Source organism: Actinoplanes ianthinogenes (assembly GCF_018324205.1).
GTDB classification, from domain to species: Bacteria; Actinomycetota; Actinomycetes; order Mycobacteriales; family Micromonosporaceae; genus Actinoplanes; species Actinoplanes ianthinogenes.
On sequence record NZ_AP023356.1, the window covers coordinates 2,883,275 to 2,905,754 of the forward strand.

17 protein-coding genes are annotated in these 22,480 nt (G+C 71.2%); 7 read left to right on the forward strand and 10 right to left on the reverse strand.

The window, feature by feature from the left end; translation table 11 throughout:
- Positions 1-55: 55 nt before the first annotated feature.
- The 4 genes from Aiant_RS13040 to Aiant_RS13055 form a co-directional block, all read right to left on the reverse strand.
- Complete coding sequence (locus Aiant_RS13040; RefSeq protein WP_189334453.1) at positions 56-1,006, reverse strand: sugar kinase; 951 nt, start codon at positions 1,004-1,006, stop codon at positions 56-58.
- Complete coding sequence (locus Aiant_RS13045; protein ID WP_189334452.1) at positions 1,003-1,644, reverse strand: bifunctional 4-hydroxy-2-oxoglutarate aldolase/2-dehydro-3-deoxy-phosphogluconate aldolase; 642 nt, start codon at positions 1,642-1,644, stop codon at positions 1,003-1,005. The genes Aiant_RS13040 and Aiant_RS13045 overlap by 4 nt, the downstream gene beginning before the upstream one ends.
- Before the next feature lie 93 nt (positions 1,645-1,737).
- Positions 1,738-2,307 carry a hypothetical protein gene (locus Aiant_RS13050; protein ID WP_189334451.1) on the reverse strand — a complete coding sequence of 190 codons (570 nt, stop codon included), beginning with the start codon at positions 2,305-2,307 and terminating at the stop codon, positions 1,738-1,740.
- A gap of 113 nt (positions 2,308-2,420) precedes the next feature.
- Entirely contained in the window at positions 2,421-3,302 is an 882-nt protein-coding gene (locus tag Aiant_RS13055) for a TetR/AcrR family transcriptional regulator C-terminal domain-containing protein (protein ID WP_229830970.1), read from the reverse strand.
- 103 nt (positions 3,303-3,405) lie between these two features.
- Here Aiant_RS13055 and Aiant_RS13060 point away from each other — a divergent pair, with 103 nt between their 5' ends.
- Entirely contained in the window at positions 3,406-4,605 is a 1,200-nt protein-coding gene (locus Aiant_RS13060) for an FAD-dependent monooxygenase (RefSeq protein WP_189334450.1), read from the forward strand.
- Here the strand turns inward: Aiant_RS13060 and Aiant_RS13065 are convergent.
- Both Aiant_RS13065 and Aiant_RS13070 read right to left on the reverse strand, forming a co-directional pair.
- Complete coding sequence (locus Aiant_RS13065; RefSeq protein WP_189334449.1) at positions 4,577-6,574, reverse strand: N-acetylmuramoyl-L-alanine amidase; 1,998 nt, start codon at positions 6,572-6,574, stop codon at positions 4,577-4,579. The two genes, Aiant_RS13060 and Aiant_RS13065, sit on opposite strands and share 29 nt — an antisense overlap.
- A gap of 115 nt (positions 6,575-6,689) precedes the next feature.
- The gene (locus Aiant_RS13070; protein WP_189334448.1) at positions 6,690-8,390 is read right to left on the reverse strand and encodes an alpha-glucosidase; all 1,701 of its coding nucleotides are present in this window, start codon (positions 8,388-8,390) and stop codon (positions 6,690-6,692) included.
- A gap of 89 nt (positions 8,391-8,479) precedes the next feature.
- On the opposite strand from Aiant_RS13070, the gene Aiant_RS13075 reads away from it, so the two are divergent.
- The 4 genes from Aiant_RS13075 to Aiant_RS13090 all read left to right on the forward strand — a co-directional run bounded on the left by Aiant_RS13075 (position 8,480) and on the right by Aiant_RS13090 (position 13,304).
- Positions 8,480-9,481: a glycosyltransferase family 4 protein gene (locus Aiant_RS13075; protein ID WP_189334447.1), complete on the forward strand. Its 1,002-nt coding sequence runs from the start codon at positions 8,480-8,482 to the stop codon at positions 9,479-9,481.
- Positions 9,482-9,592: 111 nt separating this feature from the next.
- Positions 9,593-10,759: a glycosyltransferase gene (locus Aiant_RS13080; protein WP_189334446.1), complete on the forward strand. Its 1,167-nt coding sequence runs from the start codon at positions 9,593-9,595 to the stop codon at positions 10,757-10,759.
- Positions 10,756-11,820, forward strand: a complete 1,065-nt coding sequence (locus Aiant_RS13085) for a glycosyltransferase (RefSeq protein ID WP_189334445.1) — start codon at positions 10,756-10,758, stop codon at positions 11,818-11,820. Before Aiant_RS13080 ends, Aiant_RS13085 begins: the two co-directional genes overlap by 4 nt.
- Complete coding sequence (locus Aiant_RS13090; protein WP_189334444.1) at positions 11,817-13,304, forward strand: glycoside hydrolase family 130 protein; 1,488 nt, start codon at positions 11,817-11,819, stop codon at positions 13,302-13,304. Before Aiant_RS13085 ends, Aiant_RS13090 begins: the two co-directional genes overlap by 4 nt.
- A 99-nt stretch (positions 13,305-13,403) precedes the next feature.
- Here Aiant_RS13090 and Aiant_RS13095 read toward each other — a convergent pair whose 3' ends face one another.
- On the reverse strand, positions 13,404-14,264 hold the full coding sequence (locus Aiant_RS13095) for a methyltransferase domain-containing protein (protein ID WP_189334443.1): 861 nt from the start codon (positions 14,262-14,264) through the stop codon (positions 13,404-13,406).
- 125 nt (positions 14,265-14,389) lie between these two features.
- On the opposite strand from Aiant_RS13095, the gene Aiant_RS13100 reads away from it, so the two are divergent.
- On the forward strand, positions 14,390-15,142 hold the full coding sequence (locus Aiant_RS13100) for a hypothetical protein (protein ID WP_189334442.1): 753 nt from the start codon (positions 14,390-14,392) through the stop codon (positions 15,140-15,142).
- 97 nt (positions 15,143-15,239) lie between these two features.
- The gene (locus tag Aiant_RS13105; RefSeq protein ID WP_189334441.1) at positions 15,240-16,262 is read left to right on the forward strand and encodes a Gfo/Idh/MocA family protein; all 1,023 of its coding nucleotides are present in this window, start codon (positions 15,240-15,242) and stop codon (positions 16,260-16,262) included.
- A gap of 957 nt (positions 16,263-17,219) precedes the next feature.
- Here Aiant_RS13105 and Aiant_RS13110 read toward each other — a convergent pair.
- The 3 genes from Aiant_RS13110 to Aiant_RS13120 form a co-directional block, all read right to left on the reverse strand.
- Positions 17,220-17,657, reverse strand: coding sequence for a GNAT family N-acetyltransferase (locus Aiant_RS13110; RefSeq protein WP_189334440.1), 438 nt, complete (start codon positions 17,655-17,657; stop codon positions 17,220-17,222).
- A 133-nt stretch (positions 17,658-17,790) separates the two neighbouring features.
- Positions 17,791-18,519 carry a ComEA family DNA-binding protein gene (locus tag Aiant_RS13115; protein ID WP_189334439.1) on the reverse strand — a complete coding sequence of 243 codons (729 nt, stop codon included), beginning with the start codon at positions 18,517-18,519 and terminating at the stop codon, positions 17,791-17,793.
- Between the two features lie 91 nt (positions 18,520-18,610).
- Positions 18,611-22,429: a discoidin domain-containing protein gene (locus Aiant_RS13120; protein ID WP_229830968.1), complete on the reverse strand. Its 3,819-nt coding sequence runs from the start codon at positions 22,427-22,429 to the stop codon at positions 18,611-18,613.
- Positions 22,430-22,480 lie beyond the last annotated feature (51 nt).

A 22,480-nucleotide genomic window follows, 5' to 3' on the forward strand; every position in this document is an offset into this window, starting at 1 on the left:
CCGCGGGTGGTCACGACCGCCGACCGGCGAAGTTACGGCGGGGAGAGGGCTCGGGTCAGCGGTTGATGTCGGTGCCGGTCAGGGAGCGGAGGTCGGCTCGGGTCGGGGCGGCGTCGCAGTCGCCGGGGACGGTGACCGCGAAGGCGCCGGCGGCGATGGCGGTCCGCAGGCGTTGCGCGGGTGGGGCGCCGGCCAGGCGGTCGGCGAGATAGCCCGCGACGAAGGCGTCGCCGGCGCCGACCGGATCGATGGCGGTCACCGAGAGGGCCGGGACCGTGTGGCGGGCGCCGTCGATCAGCGCGGTACAGCCCCGGGCGCCGTCCTTGACGAGAACCTCGGTGGGACCGAGTTCGGCCAGGCCGTCGACCGGGTCGGTGGCGTCCAGGAAGATGGCGGCCTCGTCCGGGCCGGCGAAGACGATGTCGGCGAGGGCGACCAGGTCACGCAGGACCGGGGCGGCGTCGAAGCGGGACCAGAGCTTGCTGCGGTAGTTCACGTCGAGCGAGACCGGGACGCCGGCGGCGCGGGCGGCCTCCACAGCGGCGAAGACGGTGGCCCGGGCGGTGTCGCTCAGGGCCGGGGTGATGCCGGTGACGTGCAGGACGCCGGCCGCCTGGAGCTCCGGAAGAGGCAGGTCGGCGGGGGTGAGGCGGGAGCCGGCGCTGCCCGCCCGGTGATAGTCGGCGTGGATGAACTGGGCGGATCGCCGGTAACGGACCATCAGGCCGGTGGGGGCGGTGTCCGGGACGGCCAGCACGCGCACGCCCGCGGAGCGCAACCGGCCCTCCACCAGTGCACCGGTGGAATCCGGGCCGACCCGGCCCAGCCAGGTGGCGGCGCCGCCGAGGCGGGCGACGCCGACCGCGACGTTGCTCTCGGCGCCGCCGACCGCGAGGGTGAAACCGCGGGCATGCTCCAGCGCCCCGATCCCGTCCGCGACGAAGATGCCCATCGCCTCGCCCACCGTGAACAGGCCGCCGGAAGTGGCAGGGGGCTGGGTGGTCATGAGCGGGCGAAGGTCACGGCGTCCACCGCGTGTTTGGCTCGCGCGGCCAGGGACTTGAGGCTCCCGCCGGTGGCGGCGTCACCCACCAGCGGGGAGCCCAGCCCGACGGCCGCGGCGCCGGCGCTCAGCCAGTCGGAGATGTCGTCGAGGCCGATGCCGCCGGTGGGAAGGATGCGAACCTGCGGGAGGGGGGCGCGCAGGTCCTTCAGGTAGGACGGGCTCAGGCTGCTGGCCGGGAAGAGCTTCACCAGCGGGGCACCGGCTCGATGGGCCGCGTAGACCTCGGTCGGGGTGTAGGCGCCCGGATAGCACGGGACGCTCTGCCCGGCGAGGGTGTCCAGGACCGGGGAGACCAGGAAGGACGCGCCCGCGTCGACGGCGGCCTTGGCGTCGTCGGGGGTGAGGACGGTGCCGGCGCCGATGACCGTGGCGGCCGGGAGCTGGCGGCGCAGGCCGGAGATCGCGTCGAGGGCGCCGCGCGAGGTGAGGGTGACCTCGATCGCGGTGATGCCGGCGGACACCAGCACGTCGGCGACCGCGGCGAACGCGCCGGCGGTCGGGGCGCGCAGGATGGCGACGATGCCGCCCTCGACGATGGCGGCGGAGACGGGATCGAGCGGAGCACGATGATCGGTCACGGTTCGATCCTGCCCGATCCCCCGCCCTTCCGGCCAGGGGCCGACGAGGATTTCTCAGCCAACAGGAAAGCGCATTCCTGCTGATGAAAACCGCTACTGCCGCTCGGCGTCCTGCGGGCGGGGTGGCACCCAGCGCGGCAGCTTGCGCAGCCGGCCGCTGCCGTTCAGGGTGTGCGGCGGCGGGGCCTCCTGGATGCCCAGCTCCTCGCGGATCGCCGCCTCGAACTCGTGCATCACCAGGGGCACCTGGGCGAGCAGCTCCCGGAAGTGGGTCTCCGGCCGCACCCCGGCCACGTTGGCCGGGTTCATCGGACCGTGCAACCGCTCCAGCTGGAGGTGGACGGCGAGCGCCGCGCTGCGCACCGGCCCGGACGCGAGCAGCCGGACCGGCATCAGCGCCGGGCCGACCTCGTCGACGTAGGCCAGCAGGCTCGGCGGTTTCTCCCCCGCCTCGAAGCTCGCCCGCAGCCGCACCGTGGCCCGCTCGAACGCGGCCAGCAACTGCACGTAGGCCGTCTTGCGCTCCTCGTACCACCGGCGGTTGCGCCGCCGGCGGCTCAGCAGATCGTTGTCACGAGCCGCGACGATCCGCACCGTCGCGGCGCCGGCCAGGGCGAACACGGCGGCGACCAGGGGCAGTCCCCACCACGGGATCTGAGACACGTGCCTACCGTATCGAGCCCGCGCCGGGCGGTCTGTCAACCACGCCCGCCGCATCGACGGCGCGCGGTGCAATCGTCGCCACCCGTACGCATCCGACCAGCTCAGCGCGCCGGTCAGCCGATCCAGACGGCGATCCCGTCCAGGAACCGGGCCAGGCCGAACTCGAAGAGCACGGTCAGGTCGAACTCGAAGTCGGGCGTGTGCAGGAACAGCTCGGTGAAGTTCGGCATCGGGTACTCCGCGATGAACTTCTGGAACTCCGGCCCCCGGGAGTCCATCCACTCGTCGTCGGTCAGGCCGGTGTCCCGCCGCGCCTCGGCCTCCGGCTCCAGCGCGCTGGCCACCCCGCGGACGAAGCTGAACAGCAGCACCTCGACCAGCATCCGGTCGGTCACGCCCAGCCGGGTCCGGGCCAGCGTTCCCATAATCATCTCGCCGAGGCGCATCGCGTTCGGCGTCAGCTGCGGCCGGGTCAGCGACATCGTCACACCCAGCCACGGATGCCGCTGGAACACCTCCCAGAGACTGCGGGCGCAGCGCTCCAGATCGGCCCGCCAGTCGCCGGAATACCGTGGCGGCACCCGGATCTCGCCGAGCGCCGCGTCGATCATCGCCAGCTCCAGGTCCTCCCGGCCGGGCACGTGCCGGTACAGCGACATGGTGGCCACGTTCAGCTCGGCGGCGATCCGGCGCATGGTCAGCTCGGCCAGGCCCTGCCGGTCGGCGATCGCGATGGCGGTCGCGACGATCCGCTCCCGGCTCAGGTCGGTGTCGCGGCGCGGGGCCGGCCCGGCCACCACGGTGCCGACGCCGGGGCGGGCCACGGTCAGGCCGGCCTCGCGCAGGGCGGCGTGCGCCTTGGTGGCGGTCGCGATCGCCACGCCCCACTCCCGGGTGATCGCCCGCGCGGACGGCACCCGCTCGCCGGGCCGCAGGTCACCCGACTCGATCATCTCGGTGATCGCCGCGACGATCTTGGTGTATGCCGCATCCACCTAGTACACCCGCCTCCCCGTACTAGTGCGGTTCGCCTTTTCCCGAAGCGGACCCTACCGTCCCTAGTACATCGATATACATAGTACGCAGAGGAGCGGGGACATGCGGGTTCTGATTTCCGGCAGCAGCATCGCGGGGCCGGCCGTCGCGTACTGGCTGCACCGGGCGGGCGCCGAGGTGACCGTGGTGGAGAAGTCCCGGGGGCCGCGGCCGGGCGGGCACGCGGTGGACATCCGCGGCGTGGCCCGGCAGGTGGTCGAGTGGATGGGCATCCGGGAGGCGATCCGGGCCCGGCAGGTCGACGAGCGCGGCTGGCTGCTGGTGAACGGCCGGAACCGGCCGATGGGCCGGATGCCCGCGGACGCGTTCGGCGGCGAGGGCATCGTCGCGGAGATCGAGATCGCCCGGGGCGATCTCGCCGAGGTGCTGCGGGACGCGACCGCGGGCTTCGCCGATTATCGGTACGGCGACCACGTCACCACCCTCGACCAGGACCCGGCCGGAGTCGACGTGACGTTCGCCAGTGGCCTGCGGGAACGGTACGACCTGGTGATCGGCGCCGACGGCGTGCACTCGGGCGTCCGCGGCCTGGCGTTCGGCCCGGACGCCCAGTTCGTCAAGTACCTCGGCGTCTACTCGGCGTACTTCACCGTTCCCGACCCGGGCGACCTGGACAACTGGTTCCTGATGTACAACGAGCCGGGCCGCGTCGCCGGGATCCGCCCGGAGCGCGGCGGCACCGCCAAGGCGAGCCTCTCCTTCCGCGAGCCGCGGGCCCGTTACGAGCGGCTGTCCCGCGACGAGGAGCGCCGGGTGGTCGCCGAGCGGATGGCCGGCGGCGGCTGGAAGATCCCGGAGCTGCTGCGGCAGATGCCGGACGCGCCAGACTTCTTCTTCGACTCGGTCAACCAGGTGCACGTCGACCGCTGGTGGCGCGGGCGGGTGGCGCTGGTCGGCGACGCCGGGTACTGCGGGTCGCCGCTGGCCGGGCTGGGCACCAGCATGAGCCTGGTCGGCGCGTACGTGCTGGCCGGCGAGCTGGCCGGCCGGCCGGATCCGGAGTCGGCGTTCGCGGCGTACCAGGAGACGATGGCCGACTACGTGGCGGCCGGGCTGGAGCTGCCGCCGGGCGGCGCGGCCGGGTTCGCCCCGCACTCCCGGCTGATGATCCGGATGCGGGCCCTGTCGATGTCGATGATGACCCGCTGGCCGATGCGGCAGGTCCTGGCCAAGCAGTTCGGCAAGGCCGAGGCGATCACGCTGAAGGATTACGTCAGCCTAGGTGGATCAGCCCGTCGATGATCACCTTCGGCCGGCCGGCGGTGGCCTCCGGCACCACCCTGACGGTGTGCTCGCCGCCCTCCGCCCACGACCGCGTCCACACCACCCGGCGGTACATCGGCGCGGTCGACCGCGTGTCGACGTACCCCTGGAAAGCCCCGTCGACGTAGACCCCGACCCGTCCCGAGGTGGTCGTCCTGCCCACCACCAAGGCCGCCGAGCTGCCGGAGAACGACCAGGTCAGGGACGCGTCGCCGGTGGTGGCCGAGGCGGCCGCGCCGCCCAGGTGGCCGGTGTCCGAGGAGGTCCGCCAGCTCCCGGTCCGCGTCGCCTCGGTCTCCTGCGACACCTCCGGCGTACGCCCGAGCGTCGCCTCCCGCCGGTTCCCCGCATGATCGGTAGCGGCCACCGTCCAGCTGCTCGCCGTACCGATCGGGGCCGTGCCGGTCAGGCTGCGGACGGTCCCGCCGAGCGCCGCCCGGCTCGCCCCGGTGATCTGGACACCGCGCAGCCCGGCCGGGTCGGTGGCGGTCCAGGACAGCCGGATCGGCGCGGTGGTTCCCACCGTCCCACCGGTCAGGGAGACCTGCGGCAGGCCGGTGAACGCGGGCGGCGTCACGTCGGCGACCACCGGGATCGAGACGGTCGCGGTGCGGCCGGAGAGGTGCACCGCCCGGATGGCGACGGTGTGCTCGCCGGGCGCCAGCCGCAGCTCACCGAGCCGGGTCCAGTTGGCCCGGGAGAGCGCGAGCTTGCCGTCCACATAGACGTCGAAGCGGTTGATCATCCGGGTCGAGGTGGCCAGGTCCCAGAGCGGGACGAGCCGCCCGGTGGTCCAGTACGTGCCGGACCACAGCCAGGCGCGGGACACCTTGGCCACGTGCAGGCCGCTCGGCGCCGCGCCGGCCAGCCGCCGGATCGCCGGCAGCTGGGCGTACAGCGCGTTGCCCGGGCACTCGGTCAGCCCGGCGTCGCGGTGCCCGGAGATCCGGTTCAACGTCACCTGCCGGCCGACCTTGAACTTCGGGCTGCCGCCCGAGGTCACCAGCACCCGGCCGGCCGGGGCGTAGCCGTGCGCGCCCAGTTTGTAGGCCGCCAGCTGGGCCACCGACAGCCGGGCCGCCGAGGAGAGCGCGGCGGACCGGTAGTCCCCGATCACCGCGACCGCGCTGGCGTTGGTGTTGAAGCCCAGGGTGTGCGCGCCGAGCACGTTGCGGGTCACCCCGCCGCGCCGGCCCTCGAAGATGGTCCCGCACTTGTCGACCAGGAAGTTGTAGCCGATGTCGTTCCAGCCCTTGCTCTTCACCTGGTACGCCTCGATGCCGCGGACCACGCTGGTCGAGCTCTTGCAGCTGTAGCCGTTGCCGGTCGCGGTGTGATGCACGAAGAACACCCCGACCGGGCCGGTGTAGGTGGGCGCCTCCTTGACGATCTTCTCGTTCGCGCCCCAGGCGGCCCGGGTCATCAGCTTCGGCACCGGCCTGGCCGGAAGGTCGGACGCCGAGAAGGCGGCGGGTTCGGGCTCGACCGGCGCCGGGCCGGCGTCCGGGTTGATCAGATCGACCCGCATGCCGGCCGGCAGCGCACCGGTTCCGATCACCCGGGCCTGCACGCCGTTCGACGGGCCGACCCAGAGCGGATCGCTCGCGCCCCGGGCGGCGGTCCCACCCGACTCGTCCGGGGCGTCGGTCTCCAGCGCCTGCCACGGGGTCCAGCTCCGGCCGCCGACCGGCCGGGTACGCACCTCGATCGTCCCGGCCGCCATCGCCCGCGGGTCGTCCCAGGTCACCCCCACCAGGCTGAACCGCTCGGTGCTGCGCTGCGGCAGCTCGGCGGCCGACGTCCCGGTATCAGCGACCAGCCGCATCCCACCGCTCAGCGCGAAGGTCTGCAACAGCGGTGGCGCGGCGGCCGGGGTGAGGCCGACGATCGCCAGGGCGATCGCGGGGGTGGCCGCGACCATGGCGGTGACGAGGCGGTTCCGGCGCATGCGTGACTCCCCGGCCACCGGCGGAAGGGGTCGATTCGGGAGCGAACCGGCGACCACCTGCCACCTTGCCGGGGACGCGAGTGGCTTGTGACGATTTCTGTGAAAAAGGCTCGATTCACCTGGTGCGCCGGTAGACCACCGCCTGCCAGGGCGCGAGCGTGAGGCTTTCCGGGGTGGCGCCCGGCAGGTTGGTCAGCACGAGTTCGGCGCCGGCCCAGGCGGCCGCGTCGTCGATCTCGGCGCGGACCGGCTCGCCGGAGAAGTTGCCGATGCACAGCAGCTCGGTGTCGCCCAGGCGGCGGGTGAAGGCGTAGAGACGCTCGTCGTGCGGCAGCAGCATGGTGAAGTCGCCGTCGACCACGGCGGGCTCGGTGTGCCGCAGCTCGATCAGCCGGCGGTAGTAGTGGAACACCGAGTCCGGGTCGGCCCGCTGCGCCGCCGCGTTGATCTCGGGATAGTTCGGGTTCACCGCCAGCCACGGGGTGCCGGTGGTGAAGCCGGCCTGCGGCGAGTCGTCCCACTGCATCGGGGTGCGCGCGTTGTCCCGCCCGCGCGCCCGGAGCACGGTCAGCACCTCCTCCGGGCTCCGCCCCTCCAGTTCGAGGGCCTGCTTGTACTGCCCGAGCGCCTCGATGTCCCGGAAGTCCTCGATGCCGCGGAACGGGTAGTTGGTCATCCCGAGTTCCTCGCCCTGATAGACGTAGGGCGTGCCGCGGTGCAGGTGGAGCACGGTGCCGAGCATCTTCGCCGAGGCGGCTCGGTACTCCGGGGAGTCGTCGCCGTACCGGGAGACGACCCGGGGCTGGTCGTGGTTGTTCCAGTAGAGGCTGTTCCACCCGGCCTGGGCGAGCCCGGCCTGCCAGCGGCCCAGGATCGCCTTCAGCTTGGTGAGCTGGAGCGGCTGGAGCAGCCACGGGTCGGGACCGCGGTCCACCCAGACGTGGTCGAACTGGAAGACCATGTCGACCTCGTGCCGGTCCGGGTCGGTGTGCAGGATGGCCTCCTCCACGGTGACCCCGGGCATCTCGCCGACGGTGAGCAGCCCCTCCCGGCCGGCGAACACCTCCCGGTGCATCTCCTGGAGGAACTCGTGCAGGCGCGGGCCGCCGATGAAGCCGGCCGAGCCGTCGGCGTACGCCGAACCGGCCGAGAGCCGGCCGTCCGGCAGCGGCAGGACCTTGGAGATCATGTTGATCACGTCCATCCGGAAGCCGTCCACGCCCCGGTCCAGCCACCAGCGCATCATCGCGTAGACCGCCTGCCGCACCTCCGGGTTCTCCCAGTTGAGGTCGGGCTGCTTCGTGGAGAACAGGTGCAGGTAGTACTCGCCGGTCTTCTCGTCGAACTCCCAGGCCGGGCCGCCGAAGACGGAACCCCAGTTGGTCGGCTCGGCGCCCGGGGTGCCCGGCTCCATGCCCTCGCGGGCCGGCCGCCACCAGTACCAGTCACGTTTCGGGCTGTCCACCGCGGAGCGGCTCTCCTGGAACCAGGCGTGCTCGTCCGAGCTGTGGTTCACCACCAGGTCCATGACGATCTTCATGCCCCGGGCGTGCGCGCCGGCGAGCAGCTCGTCGAAGATCTCCAGCGTGCCGAACATCGGCTCGATGTCCTGGTAGTCGCTGATGTCGTAACCGTTGTCGTCCTGCGGCGACGGATAGATCGGCGACAACCAGAGCACGTCGACGCCGAGTTCGGCGAGATGGTCGAGGTGGTTGATGACGCCGCGCAGATCACCCATCCCGTCGCCGTCCGAGTCCGCGAAGCTCCGCGGGTAGATCTGGTAGACGACCGCCTTCTTCCACCACGAATCGTTCATGGCTCTTCTCTAACACGAGAACACGAGAACGGGCTCGGTAACGACAGGCATACTGACCACGTGTTTATTACCGAAATTAGGCTTTTGTCATGAAGGTGGCGCTGCTGGGGCCGATCGCCTGGCGCACTCCCCCGCTGCACTACGGGCCGTGGGAACTGATCACCAGCCTGCTCGCCGAGGGGCTGACCGAGCGCGGCGTCGACGTCACCCTGTTCGCCACCCTGGACTCGCTCACCAAGGCCACCCTGGACGGCGTCGTGCCGACCGGATACGAGGAGTCCGACGAGATCGACGGCCGGGTCTGGGAGGCCATCCACGTCAGCCACGCGCTCGGCCGCTCCGGCGAGTTCGACCTGATCCACAACCACCTGGACTGGCTGCCGCTGGCGTTCTCCGCGCACTGCCGGGCGCCGATGCTGACCACCGTGCACGGTTTCTCCGGGCAGAACATCCTGCCGGCGTACCGGCGGGCGAAGTCGCTGTTCGTGTCCATCTCCGACAGCGACCGGTCGCCCGATCTGGACTATCTGGCCACCGTCCACCACGGGGTCGACCTCAGTGGCCTGCCGTTCCACCCGGACGGCGGGGACGACCTGATCCTGTTCGGGCGGATCCACCCGGACAAGGGGACCGATCTGGCCGTCGAGATCGCCCGGCGGGCCGGCCGGCGGCTGATCATCTGCGGGATCGTGCAGGACCGGCGGTTCTTCGAGGAGAAGGTGGAGCCGCTGATCGACGGGGAGCGGGTGGTGTACCTCGGCTCGGTGGGTCCGGAGGAGCGCGGGACCATTCTCGGGTCCGGGGCGGCGCTGCTGCACCCGATCCGGTTCGCCGAGCCGTTCGGGTTGTCGGTGGTGGAGTCGATGGCGTGCGGGACGCCGGTGATCGCGTACCGGAAAGGGTCCATGCCCGAGGTGATCGACGACGGCGTCACCGGCCGGCTGGTCGACTCGGTCGAGGCGGCGGCAGCCGCCGTGGACGAGATCCGAACCCTCGATCGGGGGGTTTGTTCGGCGCGCGCCAGGGAACGCTTCTCGGCCGCTCGGATGGTCGACGATTATCTGGCGATTTACCGAAAAATCCTCAGCTGAAAAGCTAGGTCTTGTTAACGTCGGAATGTGAATTTCGCGTTAAACGGGAGCCATTCCCGGAACGCTCCGAGCTGCGGGGAGGCAGCCGGCTGAGGAGAGAAAGGCCCAGTCATGCCCGCGACATACGGGTTTTTGAGTACATATCCCCCCACTCAATGCGGTTTGGCGACGTTCAATGCCGCACTCGCCACCCACCTGAGCGCCGGAACACCCGGCGCCGCTCTGGGGTCCGGCGTGGTACGCCTGCTCAGCCAGGACAACACCAGTGGGGGAATCGCGCTCGACCGGGCCGCGCCGCGGGTCGTGCACACCTGGCACACCGACATGCCGGGCGGCTGGTCGGCCGCCGCCGCCGCGCTCAACCGTTTCGACGTGGCGATCATCCAGCACGAGTACGGGATCTACCCGGGCGACGCCGGCGCCGAGGTGCTGCCGCTGCTGCGTGACCTCAAGATCCCGGCCATCGTGGTGCTGCACACCGTGCTCACCCACCCGGACCCGTTGCAGCGGGCGGTGCTGGAGCAGATCGCCGAGACCGCGGCCGCCGTGGTGACCATGACCGACACCGCCCGGCAGCGGCTGACCGCGAACTACGCGGTGAACCCACGCAAGATCACCGTGATCCCGCACGGCGCCGGCAGCCACGCCGGGGTGCCCCGCGAGGACCACGACCGGCCGAACCTGCTGACCTGGGGGCTGCTCGGCCCGGGCAAGGGCATCGAGTGGGCGCTGCGGGCCCTGGCCCTGCTCGGCGACCTGAACCCGGCCCCGGTCTACACGGTCGCCGGCCGCACCCACCCCAAGGTCCTGGAACAGCAGGGCGACGTCTACCGCTCGTCGCTGGTCGAGCTGGCCGCCGAGCTGGCCGTGACCGACGCGGTCGACTGGATCGACGCGTACCTGGAGCCGGCCCAGCTGTCCAAGCTGATCCGGTCGGCGGACGCGGTGGTGCTGCCGTACGACTCGACCGAGCAGGTCACCTCGGGCGTGCTGATCGAGGCCGTGGGCGCCGGGGTGCCGGTGGTGGCGACCGAGTTCCCGCACGCCGTGGAGCTGCTCGCGGACGGCCCGGGACTGCTCGTGCCGCACCAGGACCCGGAGGCGATGGCCCTCGCGATCCGGCACGTGCTGGCCGAGCCGGGGCTGCCCGGGCGGCTGGCCGGGCTGGCCGGTGGACCGACGCTGCGCTGGCCGGCGGTCGCCGCCCGGTACCAGTCGCTGGCCGCCCGGCTGCTGGCCGACCGAGCGCCGCTGGCCGCGGCCACCATTCCGGCATGAGCCTTTCGCTGCGGCTGATCCCGCCGCCCATCCGGCTCACCGATGTGCCCGAACCGCGTTTCGACCATGTGCTCCGGCTCTCCGACGACACCGGGCTGCTGGAGCACGCGCGTACCGCGATCGTCCGGCGCGAGCACGGCTACTGCGTCGACGACGTCAGCCGGGGCCTGCTGATCGCCAGCCGGGAGCCCCGGCCGTCGCCCGAGCTGCTCCGGGCCGCCGAGCGCTACCTGGCCTTCCTCACCCACGCGCAGGGCGCCGACGGCGCGTTCCGCAACCGGATGAGCTACGACCGGCGCTGGCAGGACGAGCCGTCGCTGGGCGACTGGTGGGGCCGGGCCCTGTGGGGCCTGGGCACCGCCGCCGCCCGCGGCCCCGCCCCGTGGATCCGCTCCGAGGCCCGGTACGCCTTCCACCTGGGCGCCCACCACCGCTCCCGGTGGCCGCGGGCGATGGCCTTCGCCGGCCTGGGCGCCGCCGAGGTGCTCCGGGCCGACCCGCGCGACCGGGTCGCCGCCGAACTGCTCGCCGACGCGGCCACCGTGATCGGCCTGCCCGGCTCCGACCCGGAGTGGGTGTGGCCGGAACGCGAGCTCACCTACGCCAACCCGGCGCTGGCCGAGGTGCTGATCGCGGCCGGCGACCTGCTCGGCGACGAGGCGCTGCTCGGCGACGGGCTGCGGATGCTCTCCTGGCTCTGCGACATGCAGGAGCACCAGGGCCACCTCTCCACGGTCCCGGTCGGCGGATGGCGACCGGGCGTGCCCCGGCACCGGTACGACCAGCAGCCGATCGAGGCGGCGGCCACCGCGGACGCCTGCGCCACGGCCGCCGCGGTGACCGGCGACGAGCGCTGGGACGCGCCGCTGTTCCAGTCGATCACGTGGTTCCTCGGCGACAACGACACCGGAACGGTGATGTACGACAGTGAGACTTGCGGTTGTTATGACGGGTTGACCGCAGATGGACCTAATCTGAACCAAGGAGCCGAATCCACCCTCGCGCTCGTCTCCACGCTGCAGCATGCCCGCACCCTGGCCAGCCGGAGGAACCCAGCGTGACCGCTACCGTGAACTCCACTGACATCACCCGTCACAACATCACCATGGCCCCCGACGGCCGCCGCGTGGTGATCAAACTGTTCGTGCCCGGCGAGGACGCGCACTCCACGCACAACCGCACGGCCTGCATGATCGAGCGGGTGCTGCAACTCGACGAGAGCGACATCGGCACCCTCCTGGAGGACGTGCTGAACCGTTTCTCCGGGCGGCACCACGACATCCTGTCGACGTTCCAGCACCACTACGAGGTGGTGCAGCACCGGGTGCCACCGGAGATCGACCTGTCGCCGCAGGCCCGGACGCTGATCGGGGCGTACTTCAGCCACGAGTTCTCGGTCGAGGCGGCGGCGCTGTGCAACCCGTCGATCGTCCCGCACCCGGACCAGCACGACCTGGCGCCGGGCGAGCTGCGCGCGGCGCTGAGCCTGCGGCAGATCGGCGAGGGGCACATCTCGTCGATCGGCTTCTGCAGCGTGATCATCGGGCCGGGCGCGGCGATCCGCCTGGAGGAGCGGGAGGGGCCGCTCGCGATCGGCACCCGGGTCGGCGCCAAGCACATGAAACACCAGCTGTTCGCGGCGCTCGGCGACGAGGACATCGACAACGAGTGCTCGGCGTACATCCTCAACGCCCTGCCGGACCGGTACGACGACAGCGAGTTCGAGGACATCCTCAGTCACCTGCCGCCCGAGCTGCTGGCCCGGCCGACCACCCCGATGACGCTGGACCTGATCCGGCGGATCGTGATGGACGACTACGCGGTCACCTTCCCGGCCACCATGCCGCTGCACCAGCGGGTGCTCTGGCCGGCCACGCCGAGCGAGAGCCGGGGCATGGAGGACGCCCGGTTCGTGCAGGTGGTCGACCCGGACGGGCGGCCGGCGTACCAGGCGACCTACACGGCGTACGACGGATACAACATCGCCGGCCGGGTGATCTACACCCGGGACCTGCGGCACTTCGAGGTGACCGCGCTGCACGGACCGGCCGCCCGGAACAAGGGGATGGCGCTCTTCCCGCGGTACATCAAGGGGAAGAAGATGGCGCTCTGCCGGTCCGACGGCGAGACGCTGGGGCTGGCCGTCCGCGACGACCAGCACCGGTGGCAGCCGGCCGGGCCGCTGCTGGTGCCGCACCGCGGGTGGGACCTGATCCAGGTGGGCAACTGCGGGTCGCCGATCGAGACCGAGGCCGGCTGGCTGGTGCTCACCCACGGCGTCGGGCCGATGCGCCGGTACGCGATCGGCGCCATGCTGCTCGACCTGGACGACCCGTCCCGGGTGATCGCCGACCTGCCGCAGGGCCTGATCGACCCGGACGAGATCGAGCGGGAGGGGTACGTGCCGAACGTGCTGTACTCCTGCGGCGGGCTGGTGCACGACGGGCGGTTCTGGCTGCCGTACGCCTCCAGCGACGTCCGGATCAGCTTCGCCAGCATGCCCCTGGACCGGCTGCTGCACCGCATGGTTCCCATCGAGCGCTGAACGTCGCCCGGAACTGCGGTGCATTTCGCCCGTCGATGACGAGAGCACGGAAAAACGGCAAGCGCAGCGCAGGCGTTTTTTCGCGCTCTCGTCATCGACTCACCGGGGCGAAATGCCGCCGAGCGGAGCGAGGCCATCAGGCACAGTTCCGGCTACCACCCAGATGGTCAGAACGGCCAGGAAGTCGCCGCGGGCGCCGGCCGCCTCGACGCAGGCCAGCCACTCGTCGCGCAGCCCCAGCGGAGCATGCCAGGAGTCCGCCGGCACCCGCGGGTTGACCATCGGAAGCACCACCGCCGCCGAGTCGGGGCTGCCGAACAGGCAGGTCACCGGGGTCGCGGTCAGGCCGGACAGGCCGGCCGCGACCAGGCGGCGGCGCAGCGTCCGGCCCATGTCGCGCTGCGGTGGGGTGAAGTGCCGGTTCACGTACCGCGCCACGGTGTCCCACAGCCGGGGTGGCATCCCGTCGAAGGCGAGCGAGTCCCAGTCGGTGTCGATCAGGCAGAGCCGCCCGCCCGGCCGGGTCACCCGGCACAGCTCCCCGATCGCCCGGTCCGCGTCGTCCACGTGCTGGAGCACCCGCTCGCACCAGACGCCGTCCACACAGTCGTCGGGCAGGTCCAGGTCACCGACGTCGCCGACGACGTAACGCACGTTGCTGCCGTCGTGCCGGCTGACCGCGGCCGCGGTGATCGCCGCCGAGTGGTCCAGCGCGATCACCTCGCCGCGCGGCCCGACCTCGGCGGCCAGCTTGCGGGCCACCTCACCGCTCCCGGAACCCGCGTCCAGCAGCCGCGCGCCGAGTGCCGGCCGGAGCGCGTCGACCCCGGTCCGCCGAACCCGCCGGATCTCCGGGTGCCGGCCCATCTCGGTCAGCGCGGCGAGCACCATCTCCGACATCGAGGCGGTCAGTCCGTCGATGTCGGAAAACGGCGTACGTTCCTTCTGCGCGGGTTCCATGCCGCGATTGTTCTCCTGGCGCACACCGATTCGACGGCCGTCGTCATCCATCCGACAGGGGGCTCCACCTGCTTTTCTTTTGATCGGTTCCAGTACCGTGAGGCGGTTGTGAACGAGGAGTCCCGATGAGCACACCGCAGCGGCCGGAAGCGCCCGCCTGGATCACCTACCCGATCCGGGCGATCGCGCTGATCGTGGTGTTCCCCTTCCGGCTGCTCTGGGAGCTGGGCGTGCTGCTCAACCGGTTCGTCCTGGTGCCGGTCGGCCGGGCGCTCGGCTGGCTGCTGCGCACGTTCCTGGTGGTCCCGCTGCTCTGGCTGGTCCGGCAGCTGTTGCAGTGGCTCCTGCTGCCGCTCTGGCACGCGCTCCGCTGGGTGCTCGCCGCGCTGGTCACCGGGGTCGCCTGGGTGCTGCGGATGCTGTTGCGCCATCTGCTGCGCCCGGTCGCGCTGGCGATCGTGTGGCTGCTCACCCCGGTCGTCCGGGCGATCTACAACTGGGTGCTGGCGCCGATCGGGCACGCGCTCGCCTGGGCGCTGGTGGCGCTGTACCGCTGGGTGCTCACCCCGATCGGGCACGCGATCGTGTGGGCGGTGCACGCGTCGTACCGATGGATCATCCGGCCGATCGGCCTGGCCATCGCCTGGACCGTGCGGATGGCGTACCGATGGCTCCTGGTCCCGATCGCCCGGGCGATCGCCTGGGCATCCCGGATGATCTACCGCTTCGTGCTCCGCCCGATCGGCATCGCCATCCGGTTCACCTGGGATTACACGTTCGGTCTGCTGTTCCGCGGGATCGCCGTGACCAGCCGGTGGCTCAGCGACGAGGTGTTCCGGCCGGTGGGCCGCGCCCTGCGCGAGGTGATCGGGCTCTGATACCACATTTCGTGACTGCACGTCATGCGGCGGTCATCACAAGTCACGGGCAGGATCACCCGCAACAGCCCGGCAACGGATATGAAAAACTTCCGGCATGATCGAGCAGGTGCGGGTCGGGCTGGTGGGGTACGGCAGCGGCGGGCGGATCTTCCACGCCCCGCTGATCGCCTCGGCGGAGAACATCGAGTTCGTCGGTGTGGTCACCACGTCCGAGGAGCGCCGCAAGCAGGTGGCCGAGCAGTTGCCCGGCGTCGCGACCTACGACTCGATCGCCGCGCTCGCCGCTGACGGTGTGCGGGCGGTGACCATCTCCACCCCCGCCTCGACGCACGCCGACCTGGCCCTGGAGGCCATCCGGCTGGGCCTGGCCGTGGTGGTGGACAAGCCGTTCACGCTGGACGCGCCGACCTCCCGCGAGCTGGTCAAGGCCGCCGAGGCGGCCGGCGTCCCGCTGACCGTCTATCAGAACAGGCGCTGGGACTCCGACTTCCTGACCATCAAGAAGCTGATCGAGAAGGGCTCGCTCGGCACCATCCGCCGCTTCGAGTCCAGGATGGAGCGCTGGGCGCCCGACCGCCTGCCCAAGGCGGCCGGCGGCGGCACCCTGCTCGACTTCGGCGCGCACCTGGTCGACCAGGCCCTCCAGCTGCACGGCCCGGCCCAGCGGGTCTACGCCGAGATGCGCGGCGAGAGCGAGCTGGACGACGACTTCTTCGTGGCCATGCACCACCTCAGCGGCGTCGAGTCGCACCTGTGGGGCAGCTGGCGCCAGGCCGGCCCGGGCCCGCGCTTCCGGGTCACCGGCACGGCCGGCACGTTCATCTCGGCCGAGCTCGACTGCCAGGAGGAGCTGCTCAAGGCCGGCAAGACCCCGGCCAAGCTGGGCGACCGCTGGGGCGTCGAGCACGAGCACCGCCGCGGCCACCTGTGGCGCGGCGCGACCGGCGCCCCGGTGGAGAGCTGCCGCGGCCGCTGGGACTCGTTCTACCCCGCGTTCGCCGCGGCCGTGCTCGGCACCGGCCCGCTCCCGGTCGACCCGTGGGACACCGTCCGCGCCATGGAGGTCCTCGACGCCGCCCGGGTCAGCGCCACGACGGGCCGCTCGGTAACCCTTTAACCACTATTTCGTACGCTCTCGCCCTCCCCCAACCGCACCAGCCCCGTCCCGTGCCTCGACGCGCGGTGATCCCGGTGCCGGACCGCGAGGCCGTTCCGGGCTGAGCCCGCCAGGCCCGCCCCACCCCGGACCCGGCCGCGGCTTGCGCCCCGGGCCCTTGTCCCGCCCTGACAGGGCCTCCCAGCGCAGGTCCAAGAGCCCGCCGTGCCGACACGCCGGACTCATAACGGTCACGAGGCAAACGGTCTCCAGCTGGCCCTCAGCGCCCTATCGAGCCCGCCCAAAGGGCCACAGACACCAGCCCGACCAACCAGGCTGGCACTCAACGCCCCATCCCCGGGCTCGACAGGGCCACAGGCACCAGCCCGACCAACCAGGCTGGCACTCAACGCCCCATCCCCGGGCTCGACAGGGCCACAGGCACCAGCCCGACCAACCAGGCTGGCACTCAACGCCCCATCCCCGGGCTCGACAGGGCCACAGACACCAGCCCGACCAACCAGGCTGGCACTCAACGCCCCACCCCCAGACTCGACAGGGCCACAGGCACCAGCCCGACCAACCAGGCTGGCACTCAACGCCCCATCCCCGGGCTCGACAGGGCCACAGGCACCAGCCCGACCAACCAGGCTGGCACTCAACGCCCCACCCCCAGACTCGAAAGGGCCACGGGCACCAGCCCGACCAACCAGGCTGGCACTGAGCGCCCTACCCCCGGGCTCGAAAGGGCCATAGGCACCAGCCCGACCAACCGGGCTGGCGCTCAGCGCCCTATCCCTGGGTTCGATAGGGCCATGGACGCCAGCTCGGGGGCGGGGGGCGCGGCTGGGTCTGGGGTGGGGCGGGCCTGGCGGCTCAGCCCGGAACGGCCTCGCGGTCCGGCACCGGGATCACCGTGCGTCGAGGCACGGGACGGGGCTGGTGCGGTTGGGGGAGGGCGAGAACGTACGAAATGGGTTAGCGGCGAAGCGTGACGAAGGGGATCTCGTCGCCGTCGAGGGTGTAGCGCTCCACCTCGGTGAAGCCGTGGGCCAGCGCGAAGCGCAGGCCGGCCTCGTTCGTGGCGAGCACGATTGTTTCGATGCCGGTGGCACCCCACTCGGCGGCCTGGGCCAGGCCCTTCTCGTAGAGGGCTCGGCCGATCCCCTGGCGGCGGTGACCAGGGAGGACGCGGGCGATCACGGTGGCTGCCGGGGGATCGCCGGCCGGCGGGCGGACCGTGGAGCAGCCGACCGCTACGCCGCCGAGGTAGGCGACTTCGAGGCGGTTGCGGCCGGCGCGTTCACGCACCTCGTCGAGCGTCAGCGGGGCCGTCGGGATGATCGCGTTGTGGATGCGCTGCCAGTCCTGGAGACGGGCTTCGGCGTCGGCGGGCAACAGGTGCAGGTCGGTCACCGGACGAGCCAAACCGGTCGGCACCGCCGGGTCAAGGCCGCACCGGTCGGCGGCACCGGGTCAAGGCCGCACCGGTCGGCGGCACCGGGTCAAGGCCGCACCGGTCGGCGGCACCGGGTCAAGGCCGCTCCGGTCAGCGGGGGACGAAGATCAGGCGGTCGCGGAACAGGGCCAGGCGTTCCGGGGTGAGGCCCTCGCAGTAGACGATCAGCTCGTCGGGGGTGGTGAAGCCGCCTCGGGACTCGCGGGCGGCGACGATCTCGTCGGCCAGGGTGAGGTCGATCTGGAGGCCGCCGGCCAGCCACTCGGCGGAGACGTGGTTGACGTCGATCAGGCCGCCGTCGTCGTATTGCCGGTGCGGCAGGTCGGGGCGGCCGATCAGCAGCTCGGAGGCGAGCGCGGGCTGGGACGCCTGGAGCTGCCGGGCCTCGTCGCGGCGCTTGGCGCGCCAGCGGGCCGCGGCGAGTGCCGGGTCCTCCTGCGGCATCGGGGCGGGATAGGGCATGACCGGCACCTGCGGCCCGAACGGCTGCTGGGCGGCAGCCCAGCGGACCCGGGAGGCGATGATCGCGGTGTGCACGATGCTGAACAGCCAGACGAGCAGGAGCAGCACAACGACCCACGTCCCGCCGTCGTCCTCCCCCGGCCGGCGGATGGAGCTGTAATACGAGGACGCCCCGCACAGGCTGAGCGTGACGGCCAGGTAGCCGAAGGCGGCGACTGTGTGGAACCCGGAGCGCAGCCGGCGAGCACCGATCAGCACCATGACGAAGGCGCCGTAACCGCAGGTGAAGAGCGGGATCAGGAACCACCACCAGGTCTGCTCGGGTGGCCGCTGGTACATCCTCGGGTCAGGCTGCATGCCCCGACATTAGGGTGACCGCTCAAGTCGATCCATGAGCGCGTGCCCGCGTCCGGACGGCGGACGCGGGCACGCTCGGTTCGATCGGTGATCAGTTGCGGATGATGGTGAAAGTGGAGGTCGGGTTCTCGATGTCCTTGTAGTTGTTGCTCAGGGTCAGGTTGGTGAAGGTGGCCGAGCCGACCGCCGGGCCCTGCCCCGCCTCCGGCAGCGGGTTCGCCCAGATGCCGTAACCGCTCTTGGCGTCGAAGGCGTCACCGCTCTTCTGCGCGCCGGTGATGGTCACGTTCGTGAAGACCGTGTCCTTGATCGGGTTCACCGGCTGGCCGCCGATGTACTGGGTCTGGAACATGATCCCGGAGTAGGTCGGGTCGACGATGTCGACGTTGCTGATCCGGATGCCCTGGAACACCTTCGAGGCGCTGAACATCCAGATCGCCGGGAAGACCTGCTGGCCCCAGAAGTGGCCACCGGCCCGGACGACCGAGATGTTGTCGAGCACGGTCGGCGGGCTGGCGCCGAAGCCGTTCATCGGGTAACCGAAGTCCAGCGAGCTGACCGTGATGCCGGAGTAGCACAGCGTGTCGGCGATGTAGATGTTCTTGAACGTGTTGTTGTAGCCGCCGTAGACCGCGATACCGGCGGCCCGCCAGGTGAGCAGGCTGGTCAGGTTCGAGAAGGTGTTGTCGATCTCGTCGGACCCGCCCGCGTCGATCGCCGAGAACAGCGCGAAGCTGTCGTCGCCGGTCGCCCGGGACTCGTTGTTGTCGACCAGGTTGCCGGTGCTGCCGTTGGTCATGTTGACGCCGTCGGCGAAGGTGTCCCGGATCCGCGAGTTCTTGATCACCATGTTGTCGGTGTTCGCGCCCCAGTACAGGCAGACCACGTGCTCGGCCCAGATGTTGTCGATGGTGATGCCGGAGACGTTCGCGAAGTCGAACACCTTGCCGGGGCCGTCGATCCGGATCGTGTAGTTGCCCCAGAACGAGAAGTTGGCGAACGTCGAGCCGTTGGCGGTGCTGTCGGCCCGGAAGCCGGCGTCCGTCTCGGTCTGCGACTCCGGGGTGTGGAAGCGGGTGTACCACGGGCCCGCGCCGACCACCTTGATCGCCTTGCCGTACACCTGGAACTTGTTCGACGTCTGGTAGTCACCGGCGGGCAGGTAGACGCCCACCTTGGTGCTGTCCTGACGCGCCGCGTCCAGGGCGGCCTGCACCGACTGCTGGTCGAAACCGGCCGGCACCACGTACTTGGTGGCGTCCGGGTTCACGATCGCGGTGACCTGCTCCAGCTGGATGAAGTCGATCGCGATGTTTCCGCTGTTGCCGGAGTCCTTCTGCAGCTTGATCGTGCTGCCGGCCGGGAACGACCCGGTCAGCATGATGTTCGCCTCGTCGTAGATGTGCCGCGGGCCGGAGCCGGAGTTCTGCGGCGCCGTCTCGTTGCCGTACAGCCAGGCGTACTTCGAGGTCAGCGGCAGGGACTTGTTGAGCGAGCCGTTGACGTACACGTTGATCGAGCTGGTGGTGCCGTCCGGGATGGAGAACCGCGCCACGATCGTGTTGGTCGGGTTGCGGGTGGTCCACTGGACGTAGGAGCCGGTCTGGTTCAGCGTGACGGCCTTGCGGCCGGAGGCCTCACCGGCGACGTCGCCGATGGTGCGGTTGGGGCCGACGACGGCCGCGCCGCCACCGGCCGTGCCGTCCTCGGCCTCGTACATGTCGTACGGCATGTTCGCGCCGCGACCGACGAAGAACGACTTCTCGCTGGTGTTGTTGCCCTGCTTGACCGGCAGCTCGTTGGTGTCGGCGGCGACCACCGTGCGGACCGTGTACTTGCCGTTCACGGCGGTCCAGGTGCCCAGGCTGATCGACGGCGACGAGGCGCCGGCGGCCAGTGTGCCGGTGTACGACCCGGTGAACGTTTTGACCGTGGTCGAGCCGTTCAGCACGGTCACCGTGACGTTGTGCGCGCCGCTGCCGGTGGCCGCGGTGCCCTGGTTCTTCAGGATCGCCGAGAAGGTGACCGTCTGGCCGGCCGACGGGTTGCCGGGCGACCAGGAGACCGCCGAGGCGACCAGGTCGGAGCTGCTGACCGGGGCGACGACCAGGCCGGCCGGGCTGTTGTAGGAGTTGTTGGCGTCGTTGGTCTCGACGACCGTGTTCGCCTCGTCGACCACGGCGCTGACGGCGTAGGTGCCGGCGTCCTTCGCCCCGATCGAGGTGGAGACGGTCGCCGAGGCGCCGGCGGCGAGGGCGCCGACCGAGGCGGTGCCGACCTTGGTCGTACCGAAATAGAAGTTGACCGAAGAGGCGGGCGAGGAGGCCGTGCCCGCGTTGCGGACCGTGGCGGACAGCGTGATCGCGTCGGTCTCGACCGGCGCGGCCGGCGAGGAGGAGATGCCGGTGACCGTCAGGTCCGGGTTCGGCGCCGCGGCGCCGATGACCTGGAACTCCGCGACCTGGCCGCTGGGGGCGCCGGTGTTCGCGGTGAAGGAGAGCCGGACGTCCGCGGTGGTCGCGGAGACCGGGATGGTCACGGTGTTGCCCGAGGCGGGGTTGAAGGTGTACGTCGCCGAGCCGACGATCGTGGTGTACGCGGACGCCGACTGCTCCCGGCCGAGCACCGAGAAGGTCTGCTGCCGGGTGCCCCAGTCGGACGACGGGTTCAGCTTGACCACCACCGAGGAGACGGTCGCGTTGGCGCCCAGCTTCACCGTCAGGTTCGCCGGGTACGCGCTCCCCTCCCAGTAGGTCGCGGTGTCGTTGTCGTTCGCGTTGGCCGCGACGAAGGTGAACACCGTCGACGACGCCTCGATCGGCTTGCCGACCGCGAGGTTGGTGCCGGTCTGCGGCGTGCCGGTCCGGGTCACCGTGTTGCTGGCCGCCGACTCGTTCCCGGCGGCGTCGCGAGCCTTCACGTAGTACGAGACGGTCGCCGTGTCGGGCTGGCTGTCGGTGTACGTGGTCCCGGTGACCGTGGTCTTCAGGCTCCCGTTGACGTACACGTTGTAGCCGGTCACGCCCACGTTGTCGGTGGACGCGCCCCAGCTCAGCCGGATCTGCCCGCTGGCCGGCGTGGTGTAGGACAGCGTCCCCGGCGTGGTCGGCGCCTGCGAGTCGCCGGTCGAGCCGGTCCGGGTCACCGTGTTGCTGTTCCCGGAGACGTTGCCGGCCGCGTCCTTGGCCCGCACGTAGTAGGAGACGGTCGCCGAGTCCGGCTGGCTGTCCGTGTAGGTCAGCACGTTGCCGGCCACCGAGGTGCGCAGCACCCCGTTGGCGTAGACGTCGTAGCCGGTCACGCCGACGTTGTCGGTCGACGCGCTCCAGTTCAGGCGGATCTGCCCGCCGGCCGGCTCGGTGTAGGTCAGGTTGCCGGGCGCGCTCGGCGCCTGGCTGTCCCCGGTGACCGGGCCGTACAGCTCCAGTTCGGAGAGCTGACCGGCCGGCCACGCGGTGTTCGCGGTGAAGGTCAGCCGGACGAACCGGGTGCTGACCGCGGTGAAGTCGACGGTCACCGTGTTGCCCGAGGACGGGTTGAAGGTGTAGCCGGCGCTCGCCTTGAGCGTGCTGAACGAGGAGCCGTCGGTGCTGCCGGTGATCGACAGCGTCTCGGTCCGGGTGTTCCAGGCGGTGGCCGGCGGCAGCTTGAGGACGGCCTGGTTGACCTGGGTGGCGGTGCCCAGGTCGACCTGGAGCCACTGCGGGAAGGCGTTGTTGTTGCTCTCCCAGTAGGTGTTGGCGTTGCCGTCACCGGCGTTGCCGGCCGGGTAGACGTCGGTGTAGCTGCTGGCGCTGAAGGTCTTGCCGGCCGCGAGGTTGGGCCCGGCAGCCTGCGCGGCCGGGGCGTGTATCAACGCGGCTACCACGCCGGCGGCGGCAGCCGCGGCTATGAGCCTGAGTCTGGACATGCGGGAGCGCACCTTTCTTCCATCGGGAACCGCCGGGCGGCCTGGTGGATG

Coding starts and splice junctions, on each gene's coding strand:
- Aiant_RS13040 (WP_189334453.1), bottom strand. CDS start 1,006: ATGACCACCCAGCCCCCTGCCACTTCCGGCGGCCTGTTCACGGTGGGC.
- Aiant_RS13060 (WP_189334450.1), top strand. CDS start 3,406: ATGCGGGTTCTGATTTCCGGCAGCAGCATCGCGGGGCCGGCCGTCGCG.
- Aiant_RS13065 (WP_189334449.1), bottom strand. CDS start 6,574: ATGCGCCGGAACCGCCTCGTCACCGCCATGGTCGCGGCCACCCCCGCG.
- Aiant_RS13070 (WP_189334448.1), bottom strand. CDS start 8,390: ATGAACGATTCGTGGTGGAAGAAGGCGGTCGTCTACCAGATCTACCCG.
- Aiant_RS13075 (WP_189334447.1), top strand. CDS start 8,480: ATGAAGGTGGCGCTGCTGGGGCCGATCGCCTGGCGCACTCCCCCGCTG.
- Aiant_RS13080 (WP_189334446.1), top strand. CDS start 9,593: ATGCCCGCGACATACGGGTTTTTGAGTACATATCCCCCCACTCAATGC.
- Aiant_RS13085 (WP_189334445.1), top strand. CDS start 10,756: ATGAGCCTTTCGCTGCGGCTGATCCCGCCGCCCATCCGGCTCACCGAT.
- Aiant_RS13095 (WP_189334443.1), bottom strand. CDS start 14,264: ATGGAACCCGCGCAGAAGGAACGTACGCCGTTTTCCGACATCGACGGA.
- Aiant_RS13100 (WP_189334442.1), top strand. CDS start 14,390: ATGAGCACACCGCAGCGGCCGGAAGCGCCCGCCTGGATCACCTACCCG.
- Aiant_RS13105 (WP_189334441.1), top strand. CDS start 15,240: ATGATCGAGCAGGTGCGGGTCGGGCTGGTGGGGTACGGCAGCGGCGGG.
- Aiant_RS13115 (WP_189334439.1), bottom strand. CDS start 18,519: ATGCAGCCTGACCCGAGGATGTACCAGCGGCCACCCGAGCAGACCTGG.
- Aiant_RS13120 (WP_229830968.1), bottom strand. CDS start 22,429: ATGTCCAGACTCAGGCTCATAGCCGCGGCTGCCGCCGCCGGCGTGGTA.